The following is a 24953-nucleotide window of genomic DNA, read 5'->3' as shown; positions in this document are numbered from 1 at the left end:
CAACGAATGTCGTTACGCAGGGCTCGACGCGCAAGGGGGCCGGCTGGTTCCCGTGCGAAAAGATAGGCCGGTCACCTGGGCGCCGGGGACGCACCCGCGAGTCGCACCAGCGCCTGGAGATCCTGTCCGCCCGGCAGCTTTCCCGATGCGGAGAGCCGCCCTTCCCGGTCGTTCCAGCGCAGCTCGGTCCGGGTCCCCGCGCCCTTGCGATAGGCGTTGGTCACGCCATCATCGTCGAAGAGAGTGAAGGCCCCGTCGCGTCCCGGATAGACGCGGATGCTCTCGAGTGGCTGGCGCGCCGCGGTGTTCGGCACCTGCGCGCCCAGCGGCACGATCGATCCGGCGCGGACGAACAGCGGGATCCGATCGATCGGCGCCGCTGCGGTCACCCACTGGCCGCCGGCATGCTTCTCGTCGGTCCAATAGTCATACCAGTCGGTGCCGGCCGGCAGGTACACGCGGCGCGAGGTCACCCCCTGCTCGGTCACCGGCGCGACTAGGAAGGCCGGGCCGAACATATATTCGTCACCCAGGTTCGCGACATTGGGATCGTCCGGGAAGTCCATGAACAGCCCGCGCATGAACGGCGCGCCGGTCTCATGCGTCCGATATCCGAGCGAATAGAGATAGGGGATCAGCGCGTATCGCAGGCGCAGGAACTTCGCGAGCACCGGCTCGGCCGCCGCGCCATATTCCCAGATCGCCGTTGCCGGGCGCTGGCCGTGGATGCGCAGCGTCGGGGTGAAGACATTATATGCGAACCAGCGGGTGAACAGCTCGGGATAGTCCTTGTAGTCCGCCCCCATCGCCGTGGCGCCGGCGGGATCGAGCAGCACCGGGCGCTCGGCGGCCGGGCCGTTCGGCCACTGCCAGCCGCCGGTATCGCTGCTCCAATAGGCATGGCCGCTCGCCGTGAAGTTCAGCCCCGCCGGCACCTGGCGGCGCAGCGCTTCCCAGGTCGCCTGCACGTCCGACGACCAGAAGATCGCCCCGCTATGCTGAGTGCCGAGATAGGCGGCCCGGGCGAGGATCAGGTTGCGGAAATCCGGCCGGTCGCGCGCCGACCCTTCCGCCACGCTCGATGTGTGCACCAGCGGATAGAGGTTGTGATAGCGGTCACCCGATCCGATCGAATAGAAATTGCCGTCGGGCACCAGGTCGGGTTCGGTCTCGTCGAGCCAGAACCAGTCGAAGCCCTGGCTCGCGATATTGTCACGGATCTTCTCCCAGAACCACGTACGCGCCTCCGGATTGGTGCTGTCGAGCAGCGCCCCCGCCCGGTCCGCGCGCACCGGCAATCCGTCGACCGTGTTGCCGTCCTTGTCCTTCAGCAGCCAGCCCCTGGCGCTCAGCATGTTGAAATAGCGCGATTCCCGCTCGAAGCGCGGCCACACGCTGATGATGCTGTGCATGCCCGCATCATGAAGCTGCTTGTTCATCGCCACGGGGTCCGGGAAGAAGCTCCGATCGATGTCGATCTGCCCCATCCGCGTCCAGTAGAACCAGTCGAGCACCATCACGTCGAGCGGATAGCCGCGGCTGCGATAGCCCTCGGCCACGCCCAGCAGCTCCTTCTGGCTCTCATAGCGCGCCTTGCTCTGGATCAGCCCGAACGCCGCCTTGGGCGGCAGCGGCGTGTCGCCGGTCAGCCGGGCATAGCCGGCATAGATCTCGTCGGTGGTCGCGCCGATGATGACGAAGAAGGAAACCCGCTCGCCCACTTCGGACTGCCAGTGGGTGCTGCCATGCAGCCCGGGCGAGACGATGGTGGCGGAAGGATTGTCCCACACCACCGCATAGCCCTTGTTGGTCACCAGGAACGGGATGCACACCGTCTCGCCCGCGGGCGCGTCGTAATAGTGCCGGCAGTCGATCGTCCGCCCGCGCAGGTCGAGCGGGCCTATGCTCTCCTGGTTCTGGCCGAGCCCGTAATAATGCTCGTCCTGCGGCGCGGCGAAGCTCGCCCCCGCCTTGAACGTCTTCTCGCCGTTGACCGTATGCGGCGCCAGCTCCCAACCGTTCATCTTGGTGAGCAGCCGCCCGTCCGCCGCGCGCACCGACAGCGAGACCCGGGGCAGCGACGGCACGAAATAGCGCTCCATCTGGCTCGGCGCCTTGGGCCAGGGTTGCGGATCGACGGTGAGCGTCAGCGCAGGCGAGGCGAACACATCGCCAGAGCCGTCCGTTTTGTGGGTCCAGCCCTTCGCATCGACCTTGCCCGAGATGCCATGTCCGGGAGCCGCGTCGCTCAGCCCCCGGTCGAGCGAGATCGTCACCCGCACGATGTTCGGCGCATAGGGTTCGACGGCAACGAAGGCGCCGTTGCGCTCGACCGTCGCCAGCGACTGGGCGGCAACGGGAAACGGCGCCAGCACGGTCGCCAAAAGGCCAAGCACACGGACAATTCGCATCGTTCGACTCTCCCTGCCGAGGGCGTTGCGCGAAACGTCCGCCGCCGCAAGCACGGCTAAGGTCGTAGCCCTTGCCGTCACCCCGGGCTTGACCCGGGGGCCCGCTTCTTATGTCTTGGCGCAAACAAAGCGGCTTGAGGAGAGACGCGGTGAAGACCCTTGGCATGACACTCGCACTCACCCTCGCATGTTCGCCTGGCATCGCCGCCGCCCAGACGACCACCGACCCCACCGCCTTCGCCGGCGGCGCGGACGTGCAGGCCCAGACCCGCGCGATGCTCGCCGAGATGAAGCCCGATCAGGGCTTCATGTGGCGCCCGCTGGTCCGCGACGGCGCGCGCGTGGCCGCGATCGAGATCTGGAAGAAGCCGGGCCGCCCCGCCGTCCATCCGGCCGAGGCGGAATATGCGATCGTGCTCGAAGGCGCCGGCACCCTGGTCTCGGGCGGCACCCTCGCCGATCCGACGACCCGCAACCCCGGCCTGGTCGACGGCAGCCGGATCGAAGGCGGCACCACCCGCACGCTCGGCCCGGGCGACGTCATCCTCGTCCCCGCCGGCGTGCCGCACTGGTTCGGGATCACCGGCGAGCGGCTGGTGCTGCTCGGGATCAAGCTGCCCGGCGCGAAATAGCCGCCCCCCCCTGGTTAAGGCATCGCGCGTTGGCGCGAGCCCGCTTTGCGGCCATACAGCCCTCGCCAGCTTACCATGGCGGGAAAACAAAGAGGGAAAACAATGCGCTTGTCCTGTTTCTTCGCACCGATTGCGCTGCTTGCTCCAGCTCTTGCCCATGCCGGCACCTGTGAGGAATCCTTCACCAAGGGTGGCAGCTTCATCAGCGGCCAGAAGTTCGCCGCGTCGGTGACGCTGCCGGGCCTGACGCCCGCCAGCGCGATCGGCCAGATGCGCGGAATCGTCGTCGCCAAGGGCTATGACGTGCTGGCGGTCGAGCCCGAGGACGGCAGCATGCTGATCGAGCAGGCGCAGACCGGCAAGGCCCGCGCCTTCCCAATCACCATCACCGCGACGCCCGACGGCAATGTCCGGATGGAGGCGAAGCTGCGCGCCGGCATGTCGGCCCCGAGCGAGCCCGCCAAGGCCGAGATGTGCGGCATGCTCAACCAGCTCAAGACCGGCAAGGCCGGCACCGCGGCCGCCGGCGCGGGCATGACTGCAGCCGGCAACAAGGCGCCGCTCGAAATGGACGCGCTGTCCATCTCGCACCAGATCTCGAAGGATACCCAGCGCAACGCCGCTGCGATCCCGCTGCGCTACAAGGACAAGACCTTCATCGTCAGCGGCACGGTGAAGTCGATCGACAAGCTGGATGACGCCTATGTCGTCACCTACGACATCCCCGAGCCCTATAACGAAGCGATCCGCCTGCCCGGCACCGCGCCATTCAAGACCGACATCTTCTGCCGGTTGGCAAAGGGCCAGTCCGTGTTCGCGCTGCAGCAAAAGCCCGGCAAGAAGGTCAAGCTCTCGGGCGTCTACGCCAATTTCAACCCCAATTCCCACGCCTTGCTGCTGGAGAATTGCCGCCCGGTGAAGTGATTGCGTACAGGTCCTGGCGAAGGCGACGGTCTTCGCCAGGGCTCAGCCAATGTCTGTCGCGCCGGATTCCACGCATTCGCGCGCGATTCGTTCAGAACCGGAAATATCCGGCTCGCCACCCGAAGACATCCGGCGCCCGAATACGCTCTTCAACGCGCGCCCGGCCTTTCGCAGCAGAGCGTGTACATCCTGGCTGAAGCGCTGGTGATGTTCACCCCAGGCGCGATCATACATCTCATCGATCATGGCTGCCCTCCGGACTTGAAGCTGGCCCGGAAGAGATGCGGATCTTCGGCTGCCGCGTCCAACAAAGGGATCGACACGCCTTATCAACAGGCTTTATCAAGCACCATGCGACGGCTCCCCCCGCTTCCCGCAGTTCGCGCATTCGAAGCGGTCGCGCGAAGGGGTACCTTCACGGCGGCCGCCTCCGAATTGGGGATGACCCAGGCCGCGATCAGCTATCAGATCAAGATACTGGAGGAGCGGGTCGGCGAGCCGCTCTTCGTCCGGCGGGGAAGACGCGCCGAACTGACTGCGGGCGGGGCCCGCGTCGCCGCACGGCTGGCGACCGCTTTCGACGAGATCGAGATGGCGTTCGATGAACTCACCGGCGAGAGCGAGACGGTCTTGCGCATCGCCACGACGGCGAGTTTCGCGAACAACTGGCTGGCGGGGAACATCGGCACCTTCCAGGCCGCGCATCCGGATATCGAGATCGAGCTCGAAGTCAGCGGTACGGTGATCGACCTCGCGGAAGCCCGCATCGACGTCGCCATAAGATCCGGCCGCGGCGACTGGCCGGGGCTGAAATCCGAGCATCTGGCGAAGGTCGACTTCACCCCGATGTGCAGTCCGGCACTGCTCGAGGGGCGCGATCTGCCGCTGGACGCAGGCAAAGCCCTGGAAATGCGGCGGATCAGTCCGCAGGATCGGTGGTGGCCGATATGGTTCCGAAGTGCCGGCGTGGAGATCGGGGACGAGCCCGGGCGCGGCGGCATTCGCATGGACTCCCAGGCGACCGAGGGGCAGGCGGCGCTTGCGGGGCATGGAATCGCGCTGATGACTCCGATGCTATGGCGTCCGGAACTCGCGAGCGGGCGCCTCGTATGTCCTTTCGCCGACATAGCCGATGAAGGCACCGCCTACTGGTTCGTCTATGCCGAAAACCGCAGGCATACGCGCAAGATCGCCAGGTTCCGCGACTGGCTCGTCCCGGCGTTTCGCGCGATGGCCGCCGCCCAGGAAATGCGCGCGATCGAAGGGGCATAGCTGTCTCTCCGCCGAACCGCTTCTTCGGGCGATCACCCGCCTTTATCGCCCGCCGAACAGCGCCTCCGCCTCGCTCCGCGTCGGGATCGCCCGCAGCACGAAGCTCGAGTTGATCGTCACCACCCCGGGCAGCCGTCCGAGATGCTCGCGGTGGAGCCGCTCATAATCGTCCAGGTCACGCGCCAGGATCTTGAGCCGATAATCCTGCCCGCCCGAGACCAGCGCGCACTCCACCACACCGTCGATCTGCGCCACCGCCGCCTCGAACCGCGCCAGGTCTTCCTCCACCTGCGTCCCCAGCGTGATGTCGACCAGCGCGGTGATGCGGAAGCCCAGCCGCCGGTGCCCGAGTCGCGCGCCATAGCCTTGGACGTGCCCTGAGGCCTCCAGCGCCTGGATACGGCGGGTGCAGGCCGACTGTGAAAGTCCCACCTGCACCGCGATAGCGCTCACCGGCGCCCGCGCATCGGCGGCGAGCGACTTGAGGATAGCTGCGTCAATCCTGTCCATCCTGCATGGATAGACGGTTTTCTCGCATGATACAGGGAATTCATGCGCCAACCCTCATCGACTGTCACATCTTTGCAGGGATTTGCCGCGATCCATGCTATATCGTGCGCGCCAACCCAATTCACGGAGAGGCTTCCATGCGCATCGGCGTTCCCAAGGAAATCAAGAATCACGAATATCGTGTCGGCCTGACCCCGGCTTCGGTCGCCGAGCTGGTCCATGCCGGCCACGAAGTGCTGGTCGAGACCAAGGCCGGCATGGGCATCGATTTCGACGACGAGGCCTATACCAAGGTCGGCGCGAAGATCGCCCCGGATGCCGCCGCCGTCTTCGCCGGCTCGGACATGATCGTGAAGGTCAAGGAGCCGCAGGCGCAGGAGATCGCGCTGCTCGAGCCGCGCCATGTGCTGTTCACCTATCTCCACCTCGCCGCCGACAAGCCGCAGGCCGAGGGCCTGATGAAGTCGGGCGCGACCTGCATCGCGTACGAGACCGTCACCTCGAACTCGGGCGCCCTGCCCCTGCTCAAGCCGATGTCGGAAGTCGCCGGCCGCATGTCGGTCCAGGTCGCCTCGCACTATCTCGAGAAAGAACAGGGCGGTCGCGGCGAGCTGCTCGGCGGCGTGCCGGGCGTGGCGCCGTGCAAGGTCGCGATCCTCGGCGGCGGCGTCTCGGGCATCAACGCCGCGCAGATGGCCACCGGCCAGCGCGCCGACGTCACCATCTACGACATCAACAACGAGCGCCTGGCCGAGCTCGACATGCATTTCGGCAGCCAGATCAAGACCGCCTATGCCAGCAAGGCCGCGATCGCCGAAGCGGTGAAGACCTCGCAGGTCGTGATCGGCGCGGTGCTGGTGCCGGGTGCGGCTGCGCCCAAGCTCGTCACCCGCGACATGCTCAAGACGATGATGCGCGGCTCGGTGCTGGTAGACATCGCGATCGACCAGGGCGGCTGCTTCGAGACCAGCCATGCCACCACGCATGACAACCCGGTCTATGAAGTCGATGGCGTGATCCACTATTGCGTCGCCAACATGCCGGGCGCGGTCGCCCGCACTTCGGCTTTCGCGCTCAACAACGCGACGCTGCCGTTCGTGCTCAAGCTGGCGAACCTCGGCGCCGAGGGCGCGATGAAGGCCGACAAGCACCTCGCCAACGGTCTCAATGTCTACAAGGGCAAGATCGCATTCAAGGCCGTCGCCGACGATCTCGACCTCCCCTACGAAGCATGGGCGGGCTGATCAGCCTGCTTGCAACGTAGGATTCCGCATGGTTCGCTGGAGCGGTCGGGACCCGGGTCCCGGCCGCTCTTTGCCTTGTAGGAAAGATAGGATCAGCCGCGCGCAACAATCGTTCGGGATGGATCGCGTTCCCGTAAGGAAGGTCAAATTTGCCGGCCCGAAAACCCGCTCTTGGGCTGTACTTCGTGTACTTTGGCGCGTCGCCCTTCGCAGCAGCGTAGGAAATCAGGGCCTGGCCGGTTGCGGCCCCTGCCGCTGCGCAGCATCCTGCAGGAACATGTCGAGCATCAGCAGCCGCGTCGCGATCTGCTGGCGGTAGCTCGCCTTTTCCGGAGTCAGCGCCAGCGCCTTCTCCCACCAGGGCTTGGCCTCGGCAAAGCGGTTCGCCCGGACCAGCGCCAGGCCGTAGAAGAAAGGCGGTCCGGGATGCTGCGGTGCCAGTTCCAGCGCCTTGTCGAAGGCGAACTGCGCCGCCGGCGACATCTGGTTGCCGTCATATTCCGACAGCGCGCCGCCAAAGCCTGTCCACAGCGCGGCGTCGTTCGGCACCTGACGCACCGCCCCCTGCCACACCATCACCGAGCGCGGCCGGTCGCCCTGGCGCAGCATGCCGTCGGCCAGGTTGGCGTAGCTCCAGGCATAGGTGCCGTATTTGCCGAACATCGCATCGCGCATGTCGATCAGTTCCTGGTCGACCTTGATCGGCTTGGCATCGGCCTCGATCGGATGGCCGGGGAGACCGGGGCTCCCCTGCCAGGCATAGCCCGCGGCCCCGAGCATGATCGCGGTCGCCGGCACGCTCCACAGCTTGCGCGGGTAGCGCAGCAGCACCAGCGCGAGGCCCGCCAGGAGTGCGACCGCGGCAAGCATCAGCCAGCCCATCACGCACCTCCCTTGCGGAACAGCCGCCGCGCGAGCAGCAGCCCGATCACCAGCAGCACCAGCGGCGTGATCCACAGCGGCGCGGTCACCCAGCTGAACGGCGGGTCATAAGTGACATAGTCGCCATAGCGCTGGATCAGATAGCTCCGGATCGCGGCCGGCTGCTCGCCCCTTGCGATCCGCTCGCGGACCAGCGCACGCATGTCCCCGGCCATCTCGGCGTCGCTGTCGGCGATCGACTGGCCCTGGCAGACGAGGCAGCGCAGCGTCTCCATCAGCGCCTTGGCCTGCGCCTCCTGCGCTGCATTGGGCAGCTGGGTATAGGCAAGCCGGGCCGGCGGCAGATTGGAATCCGCCACGGCAGGTCCAGCCGCAAGCAGCAGGAGCGCAAGCGCGGCCCGCCTCACTTCGCCGCCTCCAGCTTGGCGAGGATCGCCGGGATGTCGTCGGCGCGGATGTCGCCGATATGCTGGTCGATGATCCTGCCCTGCGCGTCGATCAGGAAGGTCTCGGGCACCCCCGATGAGCCAAGCGCGATCTGCGCCTTGCCGGTGGGATCATCCCCGATCCGGGCATAGGGATCGCCGTTGCGCGCCAGGAAAGCCTGCACCGCTTCGGGCGTGTCGCGGATGGCGATGGCATCGATCTCCACCCCGGCCTGCCTGAGCTTGAGCAACTGCGGCGCCTCGGCGATGCAGGGAATGCACCAGCTGGCGAAGACGTTGAGCAGCCGCGGCTTGCCCCGCAGCTCGGCGCTGGCAACGCCGGGCCGGTCGGCCAGCAAGGGCTTGAGCGCCAGTTCAGGCACCGCCTTGCCGACCATCGCCGAATGGATGGTGCGGTCGCCCGGCTTGAGCAGGCCACTGGCGACCAGCGCGAAGACCAGCGCGAACAGCGCCAGCGGCGCCCAGATCAGCAGCCGCCTCATGCGTCATTCTCCGCATCGCGCCGCTCGCGACGGACGCGGCCGATCAGCGAGAGCAGCCCGCCCAGGGCGATCAGGAAACCGCCGCCCCAGATCAGCGTGACGAAGGGCTTCCACCACAGCCGCACCTGCCAGCGGCCCTGCCCGTCGCCCGGGCCGATCACGGTGTAGAGCTGGCCGTCGAGCTCGGTGGCGATCGCGGCTTCGTTGGTGGTCGTGGTCGGGTTGGCGAAGAAGCGCTGCTGCGGGAACAGGTCGAACGGTACTGCGCCGGTGCGGGTCGCCTTGAGGTGCGCTTCCAGCGCCGACCAGTTGGGGCCGACTGCCGGCTGCACCTTGACCAGCTCGATCCGGTACGGTCCGACGGTCACGTTCTGGCCGATCGCGATTGCCGCGAGCCTTTCAGTCTTGAAGGCGCCGTCCGCGGCCATGCCGGCAATGCTGACCGCGATGCCGAAATGCGCGACGACCATGCCGTAGATGTGGAGCGGCGTGCGGCGCAGGTTGCGGCGGATCAGCGGGATGACGCTGGCGACGGCGAGCATCGCGGCCAGCCCCAGCGCAAGCGAAGGAAGCCAATGCGCCCCGCCCAGGGCAAAGACGAGTGCGAAGGCCAGCCCGCCGACGCCTACCGGCACCAGCAGCTTGCCGAACAGCGTATTCCACTGGTCCCGCCGCCACTTGAGCAGCGGCCCGGCAGCGGTCGCAGCGACGAGCGCCAGGCCAACCGGCGCCGCTGCCTTTTCAAAGAAAGGCGCCCCGATCGAGAGCTGCACCCCGGCAGCCTGCGCCACCAGCGGATAGAGCGTACCGATGAAGACGACGCCGAGGATCACCGAGAGCAGCAAATTGTTGAGCACCAGCGCGCCCTCGCGGCTGACCAGTTCGAAGGTCGCGCCCTGCTTCACCGTGCCGATCCGCGCCCCGAACAGCGCCAGCGCGCCACCGATGTAGATGCCGAGCAGCGCAAGGATGAAGCCGCCCCGGGTCGGGTCGACGGCAAAGGCGTGGACGCTGATCAGAATTCCGGAACGCACCAGGAAGGTGCCGATCATCGACATGGAAAAGGCCACGACCGCCAGCATCACCGTCCAGGCGCGCAGCCCGTCGCGGGTGGCGAGTACGGTCACCGAATGGAGCAGCGCGGTCGCCGCCAGCCAGGGCATCAGCGAGGCGTTCTCGACCGGATCCCAGAACCACCAGCCGCCCCAGCCGAGCTCGTAATAGGCCCAATAGCTGCCGGCGGTGATGCCGATGGTCAGGAAGATCCAGGCGCCGAGTACCCAGGGCCGCATCGCCCGGGCAAAGGCCGGGCCGACGTCGCGCATCAGCAACGCGCCGACTGCGAAGCTGAAGGCGACCGAGAGGCCGACATAGCCGAGATAGAGGGTCGGCGGATGGAAGGCGAGACCGGGGTCCTGCAGCAGCGGGTTCAGCCCCTGCCCGTCCAGCGGCGCCGGGTCCACGCGGACGAACGGGTTGGAGGCGAAGGCCAGGAAGGCGTAGAAACCGATCGCGATCGCCGCCTGCGCGCCCAGGGTCGCGGCCAGCGTGCCCTGGGGCAGGCGCTTCTCGAACAGCGCCACCCCTGCCCCGGACACCGCGAGCACGGTGACCCAGAGCAGCATCGAGCCTTCATGATTCCCCCAGGCTCCGGCGATCTTGTAGAGCAGCGGCTTCATCGAGTGGCTGTTCTCGATGACCAGCGCGACCGACATGTCCGACACCACGAACAGCGCGATCAGCATGCCGAACGCCACCAGCGCCAGCAGACCCTGGACTACCGCCACACGGCGCAGCGCAGTCATCACCTTGATGCCGGTACCCTGCGCGGCCCCTCGTGCCGCGCCCCAGGCGAGCATCACCTGCATCAGGGCAAAGCCCGTCGCGAGCCACAGGGCGGCAAGACCGGCTTCGGCGATCACTGCTCGAGCGACTTCGTCTCGTGCATGTTGCCCGCCGCCTGGGGCGGCATGTAGCGCTCGTCATGCTTCGCCAGGATGTTGTCGGCGATGAAGCTGCCATCGGGCTGGAACCTGCCTTCGGCGACCACGCCCGACCCTTCCTTGAACAGGTCCGGCGTAACCCCGCGGAACGCCACCGGCACCTTGGCCTGCCCGTCGGTCACCACGAAGCGGATCGAGACCCCATCCGCCTGGCGCTGGATCGACCCCTTCTCGACCATGCCGCCAAGGCGCACATGCTTGTCGAGCGGCAGCGGTTTCCCCTTCACATCAGCGGGCGCATAGAAGAAGGCCGCCTGGTCCTTGAGCGCCGACATCGCCAGCGCGGAGGCGCCGAGGATGGCACCCAGCGCGAGCAGCGCAAGGACGAGCCGCTGGTGCTTGGCCTTCATTCGCGATTGCCCTTGAGCGAATTGGCCGCAGCCTCTGCCCGGCGCATCGCGGCATAGCTGAGCGCGGCCAGCCCCACCGTGCCGAGCAGCACGACGAGATAGGCCGCGGTGATGAACGGCCAATGGTTCATGCCGCCGCCATCCGCCGCAACCGCGCCTCGACCTTCTGGTTCGCCAGGATCGCCCGCATCCGCATCAGCACGACGCCGGCGAAGAACAGGGTGAAGCCCCCCAGCGTGAAGAAAAGCGGCCAGAGCATCGACGGCGCGATCTTGCCCGTTACCACGCTCTCGCCCTGGTGGAGCGTGTTCCACCAGATCACCGAATAATGGACGATCGGCAGCAGCGCGCTGCCTGCCACGCCGAATAGCGCCGGCACCCGTCCGTCACCGGACCGGTCGGCATCCGCCCGGTCGAGCGCGATCCAGGCGATATAGACGAAGAACAGCAGCAGCATCGACGTCAACCGCCCGTCCCACTCCCACCAGGTGCCCCAGGTCGGGCGGCCCCAGATCGACCCGGTGAGCAGGCAGAGCGCCGCAAAGGTCGCTCCCGCCGGTGCGATTGCCCGGGCGGCCACGCTGGCCAGCGGATGGCGCCAGATCAGATAGCTGAGGCAGGCGATCGCCAGCCCGCTCCACCCGCCCATCCCCAACCAGGCGCTGGGGACATGGATATAGAGGATGCGCACGCTTTCCTTCTGCAGCGCATCGGGCGGCGTCAGCATCAGCCCGGCCCAGCAACCGAACGCCACCAGCACCACGCCGAGCCAGAACAGGATCGGCGTGAGCGGGCGCGCGATTCGAAGGAAACGCGCAGGATTGGCGAGGGCATGAAGCGCAGGCACGCGTAACGACTAGCGAGGATCCGGGCGTCGGTCCATCGTGAGAGTTGTCAGGTTCTGTTAGTCCCTGATCCGGCGTCCCGCACGATCAGTATGATGTGGGGCAGCGGCGCAGGGCCATGGTCGGGAATCGCGCCATGCCGGGCTCGACCGGCAGCAGCTTGTCCGGCGCGCCCTGGCCGACCAGGCGCAGGCTGTCTCCCTCGATCCGGAACGCCATCGCCACGTCGGAAGCGGCGTTCGGCGCGTCGGACCGGGCGGCGAGCGCGCTGTCGACTTCGATCACGAACATCACCGTGGACGGATCCGAGGCCTGGCTGACGATACGCCGCACCGGCAGCGAGTTCACCGACTGACCGTTCTGCACGAAATCGATCATGTCCTTCGAGAAACGGAAATAGGTATCCCCGCAATCGGCGGCGGCGCGCGCCCAGCGATGGCCGATAATCCCGTCGGCCGCCTTGCCATTGGTCTGGTTGCAGGAGGAGAGTGCCGATACGGCGAGGAGCAGAAGCACGGATCGCATGGGCGGAACCTTGGATTAACCGACGTTGCCAGCCTCATAACGGCGAGAGTTAATGCACTGCAGCAAGGTGCCCCAGCTTGTCCGGATTGCGGGTGACGTAGATGCCCGTGATCCTGCCGTCCTCGATCGCCAGGGCGGTCGTCTGGAGCACCCCGCCCGGCTCGATCGAGACGAAGCCCGGCAGGCCGTTTATCATGCCGTAACGCACGATCCGCGACATCTCCTTGGCGAAGAAGCGCGCGAGCGAGGTGTAGAGCTTCATATTGTCGTCGAGACCGTGGATCGGGCGCAGGCCGGCATGGACCTTGCCGCCGCCATCCGACCAGGTTGCGACATCGCCGGCGAGCAGCCCACGCAGCGCCCCCATGTCGCCGCTGCGCGAGGCAGCGAAGAAGGCGGCCGCGATCTCCAGCCCCTTCTCCCTGGGCATCTCGTAGCGCGGGCGGGCGGCGCGGACATGGCTGCGGGCACGGCTGGCGAGCTGGCGGGCGGCGGCGGGATCGCGGCCGATCGTCTCGCCGACTTCGTCGAAGCTCACCCCGAACACGTCGTGGAGCAGGAAGGCGGCGCGTTCGAGCGGCGACAGGCGTTCGAGCGCCATCATCAGCGGAAGCGTGACGTCCTCCACCTCGTCCTCCTCCTCGACCACCGGCTCGGGCAGCCAGGGGCCGACATAGGTCTCGCGCCGGACGCGCGCCGATTTGAGCTGGTCGAGGCAGAGCCGCGTCACCACCCGGCGCAGGAACGCCTCGGGCTCGCGGACCTGGTCGCGGTCGGTATCGAGCCAGCGCAGGAACGCGTCCTGCACCACGTCCTCCGCGTCCGCGACCGAGCCGAGCATGCGATAGGCGATGCGCGCCAGCCGCGGACGCAGCGGATCGAAGCTCGCCGCTGCGTCCGCGCCGGTCATGCCGCGGCCACCGCCGGCTTGGCGTCGTAGAACAGGTCGAAGCCGACCGCGAAGCGGTTCCAGCCGTTGATCACGTTGATCATGAGCGTGAGCTGCACCTGTTCCTCCGGCGTGAACTCGAAGGCGAGTTCCTCATAGAGCGCCTGGGGCGCCCGTGCGGTGGATACCAGAGTCATCGCGTCCGTCCATGCCAGCGCAGCGCGCTCGCGCGGGGTGTAGCAGGGCGCTTCGTGCCAGGCGCTGAGCAGATAGATGCGCTGCTCGGTCTCGCCGGCCTTGCGGGCATCGGCGGTGTGCATGTTGAGGCAATTGGCGCAGCCGTTGATCTGCGAGGCGCGGATCTTCACCAGTTCGAGCAGGCTGTGCTCCAGCTTCGGCGCGATCTTGAGCGACATTTCGTACCACGCCTTCATCTCGGCGGGGGCGGCGGTGAAGAGGTCGAGGCGGCCAGTCATCTTGCATCTCCTTGGTTGGATGCAGGCAAGACGAGATGGCCGCGCCGGATGTGACATGGGGGGTGCGATTTTTTCGCGATAACCGAAAATAATCATCGTCATCCCGGCCCTGAGCCGGGATCCCGCTTCTTCTTCACCTGGATTGGGCAGCGGGACCCCGGCTTACGGCCGGGGTGACGAGTGCGGGAGCAAAGCCCTACTTCTCCTTCGGCGCCGCGAACGGATCGGTCACCGCCGGTTGGGTCGGGATCGGCAGGCGGGGCAGCGGCTTGTCCGCGTTCGCCGCGTCGAGCAGGAACGCCGCCAGGATGATCGCTGCCTGGCGCATGTCCGCCGCCTTCAGGTGATCGAAGGTGTCGAGCTGGGTGTGATGCACCCGGCTCTCATAATCGAGCGGGTCCTGGATGAACTGGAACGCCGGGATGCCGACCGCCTGCATGAACTGGTGATCGGTGCCCTCGGTCTTCTGGATCGCCACCGTCGATGCGCCCATCGAAGCGAAGGGCGCCAGCCATTCCCGGAAGATCGGCACTGCCGCCATGTTGTTCTCGGCATAGATGCCGCGAATCTTCCCCGAGCCATTGTCGAGGTTGAAATAGGCGGCCAGTTCCTTGTGACCCGGCAGCGGCGTGATCGGGAAGCGCGTCGCCCAGCTATAATAGAATTCATCCGCGCTCGGCACATGATCCCAGGCCGGGCGCTTGGCGAGGTGCTGCTCGATATAGGCGATCGAGCCGTAGAGGCTCTGCTCTTCGCCCGCCCAGAGCGCGAAGCGGATCGTGCGCTTCGGCTTGATACCGCTGGCGGCGATGATCCGCGCCGCCTCCATCACAACCGCGCTGCCCGCGCCATTGTCCGCGGCACCATCGCCCGCCACCCAGCTGTCGAGATGCGCGCCTGCCATCACATAGCCGGCCTTGGCATCACGGCCCTTGATGTCGGCGATGATGTTGTACGCCTTGGTGTCGCTGTCGTCGAAATGGACATTGCTGTCGATCTCGAGCGTCGGCGCCTTGCCGGTCCAGGCGAGGCGGACAAGGCGACGATAATCCTCGGCGGCCATCTCGATGCCGGGCACCTTGGGCGTCTCGCCGACATGGTGGAGATAGCCTTCGCCATGGATCAGCTTGCCGTCGCTGCGCGAGCGGGTGACGTAAGCGACCGCGCCCTCATCTGCGAGGAACTTGGCGAGCTGGCCCTCGAACTTGGCGCGGGACAGCGACTGATCGAGCTTGCCGGGATCCCAGGTCGGCTCCTCATAGACGTCGAGTTTGGCGAGGTCCTCGTCGCTCAGCCGCTGGAAGGCCGCTTCCTTGGGCTCGGAGCCGGTGCCCGGCGCCGAAGTCAGCACGATCTTGCCGGCCAGCTTGCCCTTCCACTGGGCGAAATCGCCCGGGCTACGCAGCGGGGCGACGATCACCGGTGCGGTGACCGGGCCGTTGGTCGCCGGCGTCCAGGCGATCGGAATGGCGGTGAGCTGGACCGGGCGCGGCGCGACCATGCGGACGCTCGACTTCTCGATCCACCAGCCGCGACCGAAGTCGAAGCCTTCCTTGTGGACATCGGTGAGCCCCCAGCCGGTGAACTTCTCCTGCGTCCATTTCTCCGCCTCGCGCATCGCCGGTGAGTTGGTCATGCGCGGGCCGATCACGTCGGCGAGATATTCGGCGGTGGTCATCACCTCCGAATGGCTGGTGCCCTGGTCGACGAGGACGGCGACGGTCGAGGGATCGATCGACTGGGCGGTGGCCGGCACCGCGATCAGCAGAGCGGCGGTGGCGAGGAGGAAAGTGCGCATGGGGCTCCGCAGAAATGCGAGGGGGATGCGCGACGCTATTGGCCGCGCATCCCCCATGCAAGACTGTGGTGCAATCAGCCCCGGCCGATCAGCCGCTGCGCGATACGATCGGCGACTTCGCTCTCGGGATCGCCGGTGCGGGCGCTCTCGTCCCACACTTCGATCAGGCGATCGGGGATCTTGTCCACGCGAGCCTGCACCTCGGCCATGTTGCCCTGGCCCAGATACTCCAGGCCGACATTGATGATGCCGCCGGCATTGATGACATAATCGGGCGCGTAGAGGATGCCGCGATCGTGGAGACGGTGGCCGTCCTGACGCGTCGCCAGCTGGTTGTTCGCGCCGCCGGCGACCACGGTGGTCCTGAGCGCCGCGATCGACTGTTCGGTGAAGATCGCGCCGAGTGCATTCGGGCTGAGGATGTCGGTTTCGATGCCGAGGATCTCGGAAGCATCGACTGCCTCACCGCCCAGCTCCGCCGCCAGCGCCTTGGCGCGCTCGGCATTGACGTCGGCCAGCACCAGCCTGGCGCCGTCCTTGGCGAGCAGGCGGGCAACGCCGCCGCCTACCGAGCCGACACCCTGGATCGCAACACGCACACCGGCCATCGAATCGGCACCGAGGCCGCGCTTCGCCGCAGCCTTGACGCCCAGATACACGCCGCGCGCCGTTACCGGGCCGGGATCGCCGCCAGCGCCGCCTTCGGCCACCGGCAGGCCCGAGACGTGGCGGGTCTGGGTCGCAACGACCTTCATCCGCTCCTCGGACATGCCGACATCCTCGGCAGTTACATATTTGCCGCCCAGCGATTCGACCGCGCGGCCGAATGCCTGGAGCTGCTCGGTGGTGACGGTTGCGCCCGGCTGGCTCGCCAGGATCACGCCCTTGCCGCCGCCAAGCGGCAGGTTGGCCATCGCGTTCTTGTAGCTCATGCCGCGCGACAGGCGCAGCGCATCGGTGATCGCGGCGCGGTGATCGGCATAATGCCAGAAGCGCACGCCGCCGGCCGCCGGGCCGAGCTTGGACGAATGGACTGCGATGATGGCGCTCAGGCCCGATTCGCGGTCGCTGAACAGATGGACGCCTTCATGGTCGTCGAAATCAGGGAAACCCCAGTCGGTGATCACGCGCTACATTCCTGCGGAGAGTGCCACACGTCTGTGGGCCGCGTGCGGTCACAAGGGGAAGAAATGGGGCGGATGACGGGACTTGAACCCGCGACCCTCGGTACCACAAACCGATGCTCTAACCAACTGAGCTACAACCGCCGTGAAGAAGGCGCGCTTAGCGGGGGTCGATGCGAAGGGCAAGATAATTACGCCAGAAATATTGGCGCTATCCGCGGGAAATTCGCACAGCCTCCTCCGGCGTGGTAATCCCCTCTCGCGCAAGCGCCCGTGCGGCCGATCCGAGATTGGGTGCGCGCAGGAAAGCATGGCGCGCCAGGATCGCTTCGTCGCCGCCATCGTTGATCAGCCGGCGAATCGCGCCATCGGCAACTATCGCCTCGAACACGCCAGTCTGGCCGACAAAGCCGATGCCTTCGCAACTCTCGCAGCCGACCGGGGCGAAGACGATCGCGCCCGAATCGAAGCCGAGCAGTGCCGAAACGGAACCCTGCGCCTGCACCGGGCGGCGGCAATCGGGACAAAGCCGCCGGACCAGCCGCTGGGCAAGCACCGCGGCAACGTTGGACGCCAGACGGAATGGCTCTACCCGCCAGTCGCGCATCCGCCGGATCGCCGAAACCGCGTCCGGCGCGTCGATCGTGGCCAGGACCAGATGCCCGCGCTCGGCCGCCTCGGCCGCGGCGGCTGCAGCCTCCCGCCCCTCCAGGCCATCCAGCGCGATGATGTCGGGATCCTGCTCGATCGCGGCCTGGATCGCGGCGGCACCGGTGCAGCCCTCGATACGGGTAGCCCCTTCCACCGGAAACGTGCCGATCGTCGCGATGTGACGAGGCGAGCCGGAGAAATGCCGGAGCAGTGTCGCAAGGGTCGTGCTGCGGCCCGATCCCGCGAGCCCCGCGACCAGCACCAGCCCGCCCCGCCGCAACGCCGGAAGCAACGCATCGACCAGCACGCGGCTCATGCCGATCGCCTCAAGGGAGCGCTCACGCCGTTCGCCGCCGTCGAGGCGCAGGACGATGCGCTCGCCCTCCCCCTGCTCCAACACCGACGCGCCGTCCATCGCCCGGAAGTCGCGAGCAAGCGAAGGGTCGGCATGATAATGGCGCGCTTCGGTGAGCTGGCCGGCGATGCGCATGCGCACCACGATGGCAGTCGCACCGATTTCGAGGTGGATGTGCGAGGCGCGGCGCCGGCGCCCTTCGGCAATAAGCGCCTCGGCCGCCGAATCGGGATGGGAACCGGAAAAGAGCAACGGCTGCGGCGACGTTCCGGCAACCGGCGCCAGCGCTTCGGCTTCCATGTCCATCGGATTCCTCGTTGCGGTGTGTCATCCGCTAGGCAGATCATGTGACACCTCGCTTGCGATTTTGTGACGGTTTCGGGTCACTCTGGCGCCAGCCCATGGCTTTTGGCAGAACGCCGCCATGCAAAGTGCCGCTTCCCCTCTTCCTGCTCTTGGCTCCGGCTTCCCTCTCGAGCCGATCATCGACCAGATCCTGCGCTGGCCGGGCGTGCAGCGCGTGCCGCACCCCAAGATCCAGATGTTCATCGCCAAGAACTTCCTGGAGCCCGAGCTCTGCCGACAGCTGATGGCGAAGATCGATGCGGAGCGCCGCCCCTCGACCATCGCCGACGCGAATGACGACTATGCCTTCCGCACCAGCGAGACCTGCGACTTCAATTCGGACGATCCGGTGGTGGCCGAGCTGAAGCGGCGGATGACGCTCCTGACCGGACTGGACCCGACGCATGGCGAGCCGATGCAGGGCCAGCGCTACGAGATCGGCCAGGAGTTCAAGGCGCATACCGACTATTTCGAGCCGCAAGGCCGCGACTATCAGAAATATTGCGGCATCGCCGGGCAGCGCACCTGGACGGTGATGCTCTATCTCAACGAAGTCGAGGCCGGCGGCGCGACCCGCTTCAAGGCTGTCGACAAGATCATCCAGCCCGAAACCGGCAAGGTGGTCGCCTGGAGCAATCTCCGCCCCGACGGGACGACCAACCCCTCGACCATCCACCACGCGATGAAGGTCCGAGCGGGCCTGAAATATGTGGTCACGCAATGGTACCGCGAATACCCCTGGGGCTGGTGAACCCAGCCTCGTAGCGGGAACAAGAAAGGGAGCGGCACCGCCAGGCGGGCCGCTCCCTTTTCAGTTGCGCATGCTCGCGATCAGAAGGTGGTCGAGAGCGAGAAGGTGAACGTCGGACCCACCGAATAGTTGTTGTAGATCACGGTGTTCTTGCCCAGCGTCTGGGTTTCCTTGTGCTTCCGGTTCGTGATGTTGCGGGCTTCCAGCTTCAGGTCGAGCTGGCGGCCGGCAATCTTCACGCCCTGGCGCATCACGAAGTCCAGGTTCAGGCCCGGATATTCGTAGATGTCCGGCTGGCCGCTATTGGCCAGACCGCGGCTGGTCACGCGCTTGCTGGCATAGGAAAGAATGAAGGTCTGCTGCGAGAGCGAGGCCTTGTCTTCCATGCCGAACTGGAAGTTGACCAGATGGTCCGACTGTCCGGTAAGCGGCGAGCCGTCCTGGAAATAGTCGGTCGCCAGCGTCGACGACGCCGCGAACATCCGGGTCTGGTCGCCTGCCTTCACCTTCAGCTCCGACTGGGTGTAGGTGTAGTTGGCGATCGCGATCAGGTAGCGCTCGGCGAAGAAGTTCGAGCCCGACCAGTCGGCCAGCGCGAACTTCTTCACGGCTTCGACCTCGGCACCGTACAGGTCAGCGCGCGGTGCGTTGGCGAAGCTGGTGACGAAGTCGCTGCCGGTGATGAAGGTCTCGATCGGATTCTTGATCCGCTTGTAGAAACCCGCGACCGTAAGGCGCTGCTCCGGTGCGAAATACCATTCGTAGCGCGCTTCGGAGTTCACCAGCGTGCTGTCCTGGAGCAGCGGGTTGCCGCGATACTGGCGGTTGCTGTCCGGGTCGAAATAGAATTGGTAGATCAGCTCGCGGAACTGCGGACGGGCAATCGTCTTCGACGAGCTGAGGCGCACCTGCATGTCCGGGCGGAACTGCCAGGTCAGCGTGGCGGCCGGCAGCCAATAGTCGTTGTCGAGATTGGTCGCCGCGGTGCTGCCTGTGGGCGTGTTGAACACCTGGACCGGAACCACCGTTTCCTTCGCCGTCTCGTAGCGGACACCGAAGTCGAGCGAGAGCTCGGGCGAGACCTGCCAGTTTACCTTGCCGTAGCCGGCATGGTTCTTCAGCTCGGCGCGGAAGGCGGGAGCGCCTTCGTTCGTGTCGATCAGCGCGATGTTGTAATAGTCGATGATCGCCGAACCGAGCAGCAGGTCCGGGCGCAGCATGCCGACCGCGGTCGGGAAGCTGCTCGGCGCCGTGAACTGGAAGTCACGCCGCGAACTGGTGCGCTCGGTCTTGAGATAGGCATAGCCGGCGGTCAGCGCGAGATCGGTGACCGGCTTGAACGTGAGGTCGGCACCGGCCGAGTAGAGATTCTCGTTCAGGTCCGAATAGCTGATATGCGCGTCGCCGTTGTTGCCGTTGTTGAGGCGATTGACGAAGTACGCGCCATACAGGTCCGAGGCCACGTTGGTGCGGACATATTCCAGCGTCAGCTCGTTCGGGGCCTTGCGCTTCGAATTGGCATAGCTGCCGCGAAGATCGAGGCTCCACTCGGGGCTGAACTTGAACTCGCCGACCAGCTGGGTGTTGATCAGCTGGCGCTCATACCAGGCGGTATCCTGCTGCATGACGTCGGTGACGGCATTGTTGTTGGTCTTGCCGAGGCCGAGACGCGCACGCTTCAGCGTGTCGTGGATGTAGAGGTTGGTCCAGCGGATCTTGTTGTCGCCATACTCGAGGCCGAGGCCGAGCAGTCCGTTGACCACGATCCGGTTGTCGGTCGAGACGCGACGGAAGTCGTTCTCGAGCGTCGAGAGGTCGCTGTTGAGCGAGGTCTGCTGGATCGCGTCGCGCGTCGTCCACTTGTTGCTGTAGCCACCGGTGGCGATCACGCCGAGCGTCATGTCGTCGCCGATCGGGAAGGACGTGCCGCCCGAGAGCGTCGCCGACCAGTTCGGGCCGATGCGCGACTGGCGCTGGACCAGCGCGTTGTTGGCGTTGATCAGCTGGCCCGCGATCGCCTGGGTGTCGACATTGCCCGAGCTGATCTTCTCGCCGCTGGCGAAGAAGGCCGCGAGCGCCGGAGGCAGATCGCGCGAGCCGTCGTCATAGCCGGTCCAGTCATGGCCGCCACCGGCATGGACATAGCCGACATGGCCGGTGGTCACGAGGTTTGCGCCCACGCCGCCGCTGACGGTGAGGAAGCTTTCCTTCGGCACCGAGTTGGTCGTCAGGTTGATGACGCCGCCGCCGAACTCGCCGGGGAAGTTGGTCGAATAGCTCTTCTGCACCAGCGAGGACGAGACCACGTTGGTCGGGAAGATGTCGAGCGGCACGACGCGCTTGAGCGGCTCGGGGCTGGGCAGCGGCGAACCGTTGAGCAGCGCGAGCGAATAGCGGTCGCCAAGACCGCGGACATAGACATAGCCGTTGCCGACCACGCTCAGGCCGGTGACGCGGCTCAGGGCGCCGGCGATATCGCCTTCGCCGGTGCGGGCGATATCGGCGCTCGACAGCACCGAGACCACCTGCGGGGTATCACGCGCGACGTTGACGCGGCGACCGGTCACGACGATGGCGTCGCCGCCCGGAACCGAGACGTCCGGAGCCTGCTCTTCCTGCGGTGCAGCCTGGTCCTGGGGCACGGCTGCAGCGTCGGACGGGGTGCCGGTGGTGTCCGGCGTCGAAGGCGCTGTCTGCGCATAGACAAGGGAAGGCGCAACAAGCGCAGAAGTGAAAAGGAACAGGCTGGCAAGCCGGAGCGGCTTCGTCATGGTAACCCCCAATCAAATCCTGAAAGGGCGGAGCGTCGCCGATTGGCCACGCCCCGCCCCAGTCTCAGGTCAGGCTAGCCTCAGTTGGTCGGCAGCGAAGTGCAGCGACGGTTGGCGTTCGTCGCATCGTCGAACGCGGCGTAGCCGGAGTTGCAGGTCCACTGCTTGTACCAGTTGTCGTTCGCGTCCTTGACCGCGCCGACATAGGTCGTCGTGTCGAAGAAGCCGGTGGCGTCCACCGTCTTCGGGTCGACCGCGGTGAGCGCCGTCTCGGTCGCACCGTTGATGAACAGGCTGGTCAGCGACGGCGTGAAGGCGTCGTTGTTGCCGTTGGCGCCGGTGCCGAAGAAGGTCGCGACCTGCGTGGCGGTGTAGCTGCCGGTGCCGAGATACTTGGTGGCGTTGCACTGCATCGCGACCGCACGGGCCAGCAGGGTGGCCGCATTGGCGCCGCCCGAACCGTTCATGCGCAGGCACTCGTTCACCGGGCTGATCACCAGGCCGTTGACGAGCTTCAGGTCCGCATTGCCGCGCAGCAGGATCGAAGCCTGGTCATTGGCTTCGTTGTTCGCGCTGGTCTGGCTCTGGATCGCGGTGAAGTTGGCAACCGCGGTCACCTGACGCGGCGTGTCGGCTTCGTTGTTGTTGCTGTCGACTTCCATCAGGGCGTCGCCCTGGCCAGGACGCTGCAGCAGCAGGACGTACTGGAAGAAGCCCTGCAGGCCCGTGTCGATGTCGAGGCTGTCGTCATCGGCGCCGGTGGCGATGTAGTGCTTGAACTTGACGGTGCCGCCGAAGAACTCCGCGCCGTCGTCCGAGCTGTTGTGGCTCTGGACCGAGTCGAGCGTGGTGCCGCTGCCGGTGCCCTCGGTGGTCAGGCCCTGGAGCTCGACGTTCGCACCGAGCACATAACCCGAGTAGCGGATCTGCGTGTACTTGATGCTGCCGGCGTTATAGGTGTCGTCGGTGCCGCCGAAGGTGGCCGGACCGGTGCCCGAGGCGCCTTCCGTCTCACGCTCGCAGGTGCCGGCGCCGGTGGTGCCGGTGTTGCAATCGGTGATCTTGGCGCGGCCCATCAGCACCACACCGCCCCACTGGCCGATCGAGGTGTCGTCGGCGAGGCCGAGCAGGTTGTCGCGGCTGGTGAAGATGATCGGCGCGGTCGCGGTGCCGTTGGCGGCGATCTTGTTGCCGCGGTTGACGGCGAGCCACGAAGTGCCGGTGCCGCCGAACAGGATCACGCCCGGCGCAATCGTCAGCGTCACGTTGGTGTCGGCGGTCAGCTGACCCGAGCCGTTCAGCGTGAAGCCGTTGGCGGTGGTGCAACCGACGGTGGTGCTGGCGCGCGGCGCAGCACTGGTCGGCGCGGTGAAGCCGCCGTCGCAGCCGACGTTCACGCGGTCCTTGAGCTGATAGACCAGGCCAGCGATCTTCGGCAGCGTGACGCTGGCCGACAGGATCGACGGCAGCGTGCAGACGCGCCATTCGCCGGTCGGGCCCTTGATGGTGCCGTCGTTGGTCAGGCCCTTCGGGTCGCCGATGGTCGGGCAGCCGGTGGCCGGGCTCACGAGCGCCGTGGTCGGCGTCGGGGTCGGCGACGGCGTCGGAGCCGGCGGGTTGTTGATGATGACGTTGCCGCCGGTGCCCGGCGAGGCGATGTCGTTCGCGCCGTCGCACGCCGCAAGGGCGGTGCATGCAGCGGCAGTCATCATGATAAGGCTGACGCGTTTGAAGCTGGCCATAGGATCTCCGTTCCGGCGGACGCCGGGTTGCATCGAATTACGGTGCGGGATCGACTCGGCTGTCCCCCGTCGGCCGCAAGGGGGCGCTAGGCGGGGTCTGTTACGCGTTGGCGCGACTTCGAAGAAGGTTTCGAGACACTTGCGTGACTCGATTGTGACAATGTCAGCGTATGGGACGGAAACGGTTCACGGATTGGTGACGATGTTGCCCGATTGCATCACGAGCCGGACATTTTCGAGCGCCGACAAATCCTTGAGCGGATCGCCGGCAACCGCGACCAGATCGGCGATTCGGCCGGGCGCGATGCTGCCGATGCGGTCGGACATCCCCAATATAGCGGCATTGCCGGCGGTAGCGGTCCAGAGCGCGTCATTCCTTGCCATGCCCCAGCCGGCCATCAGTTCGATCTCGCGGGCATTGGCACCGTGCGCGAACACGCCGGTATCGCCGCCCACGCACATCGTCACGCCGGCCTGGAGCGCGGCGGCATAGCTCGCCCGCTTGGCGCGTATCGCCTCCGGTTCGGGGGCCGCGCCGTTCCAGCCGCCATAGCGGGTGATCGCATCGGTGGCGGCGAGCGTCGGGCAGAAGGCGACCTTGTTCGCCTTCATCAGCGCGAAGACCGCGTCCGTCGCGTCATTGCCGTGCTCGATCGTGTCGGCCCCGGCCAGCACGGCGCGCCGCATCCCCTCGGGCGTGCTCGCATGCACCGCGACCTTGCGCCCGGCGTCATGCGCGGCGGCGACCCCGGCCTTGAGCTCTTCGAGGCTGAAGGTGGCGCGGCTCGGCTCGCCCGGCCCCCAGCGATAATCGGCGTAGAACTTCACCCAGTCCGCCCCATGCGCGATCTGGCGACGGACGGCGGCGACGATCCCCTCGCCGCTCACTTCCTCGGCGCCCTGCGGCACGTCGAACGCATAGCCCTTGGGGCCATAGGCGCCGGTGGCGACCAGCGCGCGGCTGGCGATCAGCAGGCGCGGCCCCGGCACGATGCCCTGCTGGATCGCCATCTTGAGCCCGGCATCGGCGTCCCCCGCCCCTTCGGTGCCGAGGTCGCGCACGGTAGTGAAGCCCGCCATCAGCGTCGCGCGCGCATGCGCGACCGCGCGGGCGGTGCGGAGCGCCAGCGGCTCCTTCATCACCTGGTCGTTCCAGCTCGTCTCATTATAGGGATGCAGGAACAGGTGGACGTGAAGGTCGATCAGGCCAGGCAGCAGCGTGGTGCCCGGCAACGCCCGGGTTTCGGCCCCGGCCGGGGCGGTGACGTCGGGACCGACCGCGACGATCCGGCCATCGGCAACCAGCACCTTCCAGCCCTCGTGCACCACCCGGTCGGTCGCGGTGAACACGCGGTCGGGCACCAGCAGCACCGGCACCTTTTGCGCGAGGGCGGTGCCGGGCAGGAGAAGCGCGGCGATGGCGAGCAGGCGGCGAAGCTTGGTCATCGCCGGAGTTTGACAAAGGCGCCTGCCTTAGACCAGCCCGGTTCCATCTCTGCTTTCCGGCGAGAGCCGGGGAACAGGT

24 protein-coding genes and 1 tRNA gene are annotated in these 24953 nt (G+C 66.7%); 5 read left to right on the top strand and 20 right to left on the bottom strand.

Translation table 11 applies throughout. From position 1 onward, the window contains the following. Window positions 1-71: 71 nt before the first annotated feature. Window positions 72-2411 (bottom strand): glycoside hydrolase family 31 protein, encoded by a 2340-nt coding sequence (locus O3305_RS01425; RefSeq protein ID WP_269574843.1) that lies wholly within the window; start codon window positions 2409-2411, stop codon window positions 72-74. A gap of 149 nt (window positions 2412-2560) precedes the next feature. Here O3305_RS01425 and O3305_RS01420 point away from each other — a divergent pair, with 149 nt between their 5' ends. Both O3305_RS01420 and O3305_RS01415 read left to right on the top strand, forming a co-directional pair. Beyond that, the gene (locus tag O3305_RS01420) at window positions 2561-3043 is read left to right on the top strand and encodes a cupin domain-containing protein (RefSeq protein ID WP_269574842.1); all 483 of its coding nucleotides are present in this window, start codon (window positions 2561-2563) and stop codon (window positions 3041-3043) included. Between the two features lie 102 nt (window positions 3044-3145). Further along, window positions 3146-3967 carry a hypothetical protein gene (locus O3305_RS01415; protein ID WP_269574841.1) on the top strand — a complete coding sequence of 274 codons (822 nt, stop codon included), beginning with the start codon at window positions 3146-3148 and terminating at the stop codon, window positions 3965-3967. Window positions 3968-4009: 42 nt separating this feature from the next. Here O3305_RS01415 and O3305_RS01410 read toward each other — a convergent pair whose 3' ends face one another. After that, window positions 4010-4213: a hypothetical protein gene (locus O3305_RS01410; RefSeq protein ID WP_269574840.1), complete on the bottom strand. Its 204-nt coding sequence runs from the start codon at window positions 4211-4213 to the stop codon at window positions 4010-4012. A gap of 105 nt (window positions 4214-4318) precedes the next feature. Here O3305_RS01410 and O3305_RS01405 point away from each other — a divergent pair, with 105 nt between their 5' ends. Beyond that, window positions 4319-5239: a LysR substrate-binding domain-containing protein gene (locus O3305_RS01405; RefSeq protein WP_269576595.1), complete on the top strand. Its 921-nt coding sequence runs from the start codon at window positions 4319-4321 to the stop codon at window positions 5237-5239. Between the two features lie 42 nt (window positions 5240-5281). Here the strand turns inward: O3305_RS01405 and O3305_RS01400 are convergent, their stop codons facing one another. Then, window positions 5282-5749 carry an Lrp/AsnC family transcriptional regulator gene (locus O3305_RS01400; protein WP_269574839.1) on the bottom strand — a complete coding sequence of 156 codons (468 nt, stop codon included), beginning with the start codon at window positions 5747-5749 and terminating at the stop codon, window positions 5282-5284. A gap of 137 nt (window positions 5750-5886) precedes the next feature. Between O3305_RS01400 and ald the strand changes: the two genes are divergently transcribed. After that, on the top strand, window positions 5887-6993 hold the full coding sequence (ald, locus tag O3305_RS01395; protein ID WP_269574838.1) for an alanine dehydrogenase: 1107 nt from the start codon (window positions 5887-5889) through the stop codon (window positions 6991-6993). A gap of 225 nt (window positions 6994-7218) precedes the next feature. Here ald and O3305_RS01390 read toward each other — a convergent pair whose 3' ends face one another. From O3305_RS01390 to O3305_RS01325, 14 genes are all read right to left on the bottom strand, one after another. Beyond that, window positions 7219-7875 (bottom strand): tetratricopeptide repeat protein, encoded by a 657-nt coding sequence (locus tag O3305_RS01390; RefSeq protein ID WP_269574837.1) that lies wholly within the window; start codon window positions 7873-7875, stop codon window positions 7219-7221. Then, window positions 7875-8282 carry a cytochrome c-type biogenesis protein gene (locus O3305_RS01385; protein WP_269574836.1) on the bottom strand — a complete coding sequence of 136 codons (408 nt, stop codon included), beginning with the start codon at window positions 8280-8282 and terminating at the stop codon, window positions 7875-7877. Before O3305_RS01385 ends, O3305_RS01390 begins: the two co-directional genes overlap by 1 nt. Then, window positions 8279-8803, bottom strand: coding sequence for a DsbE family thiol:disulfide interchange protein (locus tag O3305_RS01380; protein ID WP_269574835.1), 525 nt, complete (start codon window positions 8801-8803; stop codon window positions 8279-8281). The genes O3305_RS01385 and O3305_RS01380 overlap by 4 nt, the downstream gene beginning before the upstream one ends. After that, window positions 8800-10725, bottom strand: coding sequence for a heme lyase CcmF/NrfE family subunit (locus O3305_RS01375; protein ID WP_269574834.1), 1926 nt, complete (start codon window positions 10723-10725; stop codon window positions 8800-8802). Before O3305_RS01375 ends, O3305_RS01380 begins: the two co-directional genes overlap by 4 nt. Further along, window positions 10722-11156, bottom strand: coding sequence for a cytochrome c maturation protein CcmE (gene ccmE / locus O3305_RS01370; RefSeq protein WP_269574833.1), 435 nt, complete (start codon window positions 11154-11156; stop codon window positions 10722-10724). The genes O3305_RS01375 and ccmE overlap by 4 nt, the downstream gene beginning before the upstream one ends. Next, window positions 11153-11287: a hypothetical protein gene (locus O3305_RS01365; protein ID WP_260396071.1), complete on the bottom strand. Its 135-nt coding sequence runs from the start codon at window positions 11285-11287 to the stop codon at window positions 11153-11155. Before O3305_RS01365 ends, ccmE begins: the two co-directional genes overlap by 4 nt. Then, complete coding sequence (ccmC, locus tag O3305_RS01360; RefSeq protein ID WP_184167609.1) at window positions 11284-12003, bottom strand: heme ABC transporter permease CcmC; 720 nt, start codon at window positions 12001-12003, stop codon at window positions 11284-11286. The genes O3305_RS01365 and ccmC overlap by 4 nt, the downstream gene beginning before the upstream one ends. Before the next feature lie 85 nt (window positions 12004-12088). Then, on the bottom strand, window positions 12089-12526 hold the full coding sequence (locus tag O3305_RS01355) for a hypothetical protein (protein ID WP_269574832.1): 438 nt from the start codon (window positions 12524-12526) through the stop codon (window positions 12089-12091). A 49-nt stretch (window positions 12527-12575) separates the two neighbouring features. Then, window positions 12576-13436, bottom strand: a complete 861-nt coding sequence (locus O3305_RS01350) for a sigma-70 family RNA polymerase sigma factor (RefSeq protein ID WP_269574831.1) — start codon at window positions 13434-13436, stop codon at window positions 12576-12578. After that, complete coding sequence (locus O3305_RS01345; RefSeq protein ID WP_184167616.1) at window positions 13433-13891, bottom strand: carboxymuconolactone decarboxylase family protein; 459 nt, start codon at window positions 13889-13891, stop codon at window positions 13433-13435. Before O3305_RS01345 ends, O3305_RS01350 begins: the two co-directional genes overlap by 4 nt. Window positions 13892-14087: 196 nt before the next feature. Further along, a complete protein-coding gene (locus O3305_RS01340; RefSeq protein ID WP_269574830.1) occupies window positions 14088-15689 on the bottom strand; it encodes a M20/M25/M40 family metallo-hydrolase in 1602 nt (533 codons plus the stop codon). A gap of 74 nt (window positions 15690-15763) precedes the next feature. Further along, window positions 15764-16816, bottom strand: coding sequence for a Leu/Phe/Val dehydrogenase (locus tag O3305_RS01335; protein WP_269574829.1), 1053 nt, complete (start codon window positions 16814-16816; stop codon window positions 15764-15766). A gap of 64 nt (window positions 16817-16880) precedes the next feature. Further along, window positions 16881-16957: transfer RNA gene (locus tag O3305_RS01330), tRNA-His, on the bottom strand. Between the two features lie 67 nt (window positions 16958-17024). Further along, window positions 17025-18125: a GspE/PulE family protein gene (locus tag O3305_RS01325; protein ID WP_269574828.1), complete on the bottom strand. Its 1101-nt coding sequence runs from the start codon at window positions 18123-18125 to the stop codon at window positions 17025-17027. A gap of 118 nt (window positions 18126-18243) precedes the next feature. Between O3305_RS01325 and O3305_RS01320 the strand changes: the two genes are divergently transcribed. Beyond that, window positions 18244-18915, top strand: coding sequence for a prolyl hydroxylase family protein (locus O3305_RS01320; protein WP_269574827.1), 672 nt, complete (start codon window positions 18244-18246; stop codon window positions 18913-18915). Window positions 18916-18995: 80 nt separating this feature from the next. Here O3305_RS01320 and O3305_RS01315 read toward each other — a convergent pair whose 3' ends face one another. The 3 genes from O3305_RS01315 to O3305_RS01305 all read right to left on the bottom strand — a co-directional run bounded on the left by O3305_RS01315 (window position 18996) and on the right by O3305_RS01305 (window position 24874). Next, window positions 18996-21686, bottom strand: coding sequence for a TonB-dependent receptor domain-containing protein (locus O3305_RS01315; RefSeq protein WP_269574826.1), 2691 nt, complete (start codon window positions 21684-21686; stop codon window positions 18996-18998). An 80-nt stretch (window positions 21687-21766) separates the two neighbouring features. Next, window positions 21767-23428 (bottom strand): beta-helix domain-containing protein, encoded by a 1662-nt coding sequence (locus O3305_RS01310; protein WP_269574825.1) that lies wholly within the window; start codon window positions 23426-23428, stop codon window positions 21767-21769. Between the two features lie 186 nt (window positions 23429-23614). Further along, entirely contained in the window at window positions 23615-24874 is a 1260-nt protein-coding gene (locus O3305_RS01305; protein WP_269574824.1) for a metal-dependent hydrolase family protein, read from the bottom strand. Window positions 24875-24953: the final 79 nt, after the last annotated feature.

Origin of the sequence: Sphingomonas sp. NIBR02145 (assembly GCF_027359115.1) — a bacterium.
GTDB classification, from domain to species: Bacteria; Pseudomonadota; Alphaproteobacteria; order Sphingomonadales; family Sphingomonadaceae; genus Sphingomonas; species Sphingomonas kyeonggiensis_A.
This window is presented reverse-complemented; position numbering and strand designations above follow the sequence as displayed.

Excerpts from the sequence above, each read along its gene's own strand:
- O3305_RS01405 (WP_269576595.1), top strand. The coding sequence starts at position 4,319 with ATGCGACGGCTCCCCCCGCTTCCCGCAGTTCGCGCATTCGAAGCGGTC.
- O3305_RS01315 (WP_269574826.1), bottom strand. The coding sequence starts at position 21,686 with ATGACGAAGCCGCTCCGGCTTGCCAGCCTGTTCCTTTTCACTTCTGCG.
- O3305_RS01355 (WP_269574832.1), bottom strand. The coding sequence starts at position 12,526 with ATGCGATCCGTGCTTCTGCTCCTCGCCGTATCGGCACTCTCCTCCTGC.
- O3305_RS01350 (WP_269574831.1), bottom strand. The coding sequence starts at position 13,436 with ATGACCGGCGCGGACGCAGCGGCGAGCTTCGATCCGCTGCGTCCGCGG.
- O3305_RS01345 (WP_184167616.1), bottom strand. The coding sequence starts at position 13,891 with ATGACTGGCCGCCTCGACCTCTTCACCGCCGCCCCCGCCGAGATGAAG.
- O3305_RS01415 (WP_269574841.1), top strand. The coding sequence starts at position 3,146 with ATGCGCTTGTCCTGTTTCTTCGCACCGATTGCGCTGCTTGCTCCAGCT.
- ald (WP_269574838.1), top strand. The coding sequence starts at position 5,887 with ATGCGCATCGGCGTTCCCAAGGAAATCAAGAATCACGAATATCGTGTC.
- O3305_RS01340 (WP_269574830.1), bottom strand. The coding sequence starts at position 15,689 with ATGCGCACTTTCCTCCTCGCCACCGCCGCTCTGCTGATCGCGGTGCCG.
- O3305_RS01325 (WP_269574828.1), bottom strand. The coding sequence starts at position 18,125 with ATGGACATGGAAGCCGAAGCGCTGGCGCCGGTTGCCGGAACGTCGCCG.
- O3305_RS01400 (WP_269574839.1), bottom strand. The coding sequence starts at position 5,749 with ATGGACAGGATTGACGCAGCTATCCTCAAGTCGCTCGCCGCCGATGCG.
- O3305_RS01365 (WP_260396071.1), bottom strand. The coding sequence starts at position 11,287 with ATGAACCATTGGCCGTTCATCACCGCGGCCTATCTCGTCGTGCTGCTC.
- O3305_RS01380 (WP_269574835.1), bottom strand. The coding sequence starts at position 8,803 with ATGAGGCGGCTGCTGATCTGGGCGCCGCTGGCGCTGTTCGCGCTGGTC.
- O3305_RS01320 (WP_269574827.1), top strand. The coding sequence starts at position 18,244 with ATGCAAAGTGCCGCTTCCCCTCTTCCTGCTCTTGGCTCCGGCTTCCCT.
- O3305_RS01410 (WP_269574840.1), bottom strand. The coding sequence starts at position 4,213 with ATGATCGATGAGATGTATGATCGCGCCTGGGGTGAACATCACCAGCGC.
- O3305_RS01305 (WP_269574824.1), bottom strand. The coding sequence starts at position 24,874 with ATGACCAAGCTTCGCCGCCTGCTCGCCATCGCCGCGCTTCTCCTGCCC.
- O3305_RS01425 (WP_269574843.1), bottom strand. The coding sequence starts at position 2,411 with ATGCGAATTGTCCGTGTGCTTGGCCTTTTGGCGACCGTGCTGGCGCCG.
- ccmE (WP_269574833.1), bottom strand. The coding sequence starts at position 11,156 with ATGAAGGCCAAGCACCAGCGGCTCGTCCTTGCGCTGCTCGCGCTGGGT.
- O3305_RS01310 (WP_269574825.1), bottom strand. The coding sequence starts at position 23,428 with ATGGCCAGCTTCAAACGCGTCAGCCTTATCATGATGACTGCCGCTGCA.
- O3305_RS01390 (WP_269574837.1), bottom strand. The coding sequence starts at position 7,875 with ATGGGCTGGCTGATGCTTGCCGCGGTCGCACTCCTGGCGGGCCTCGCG.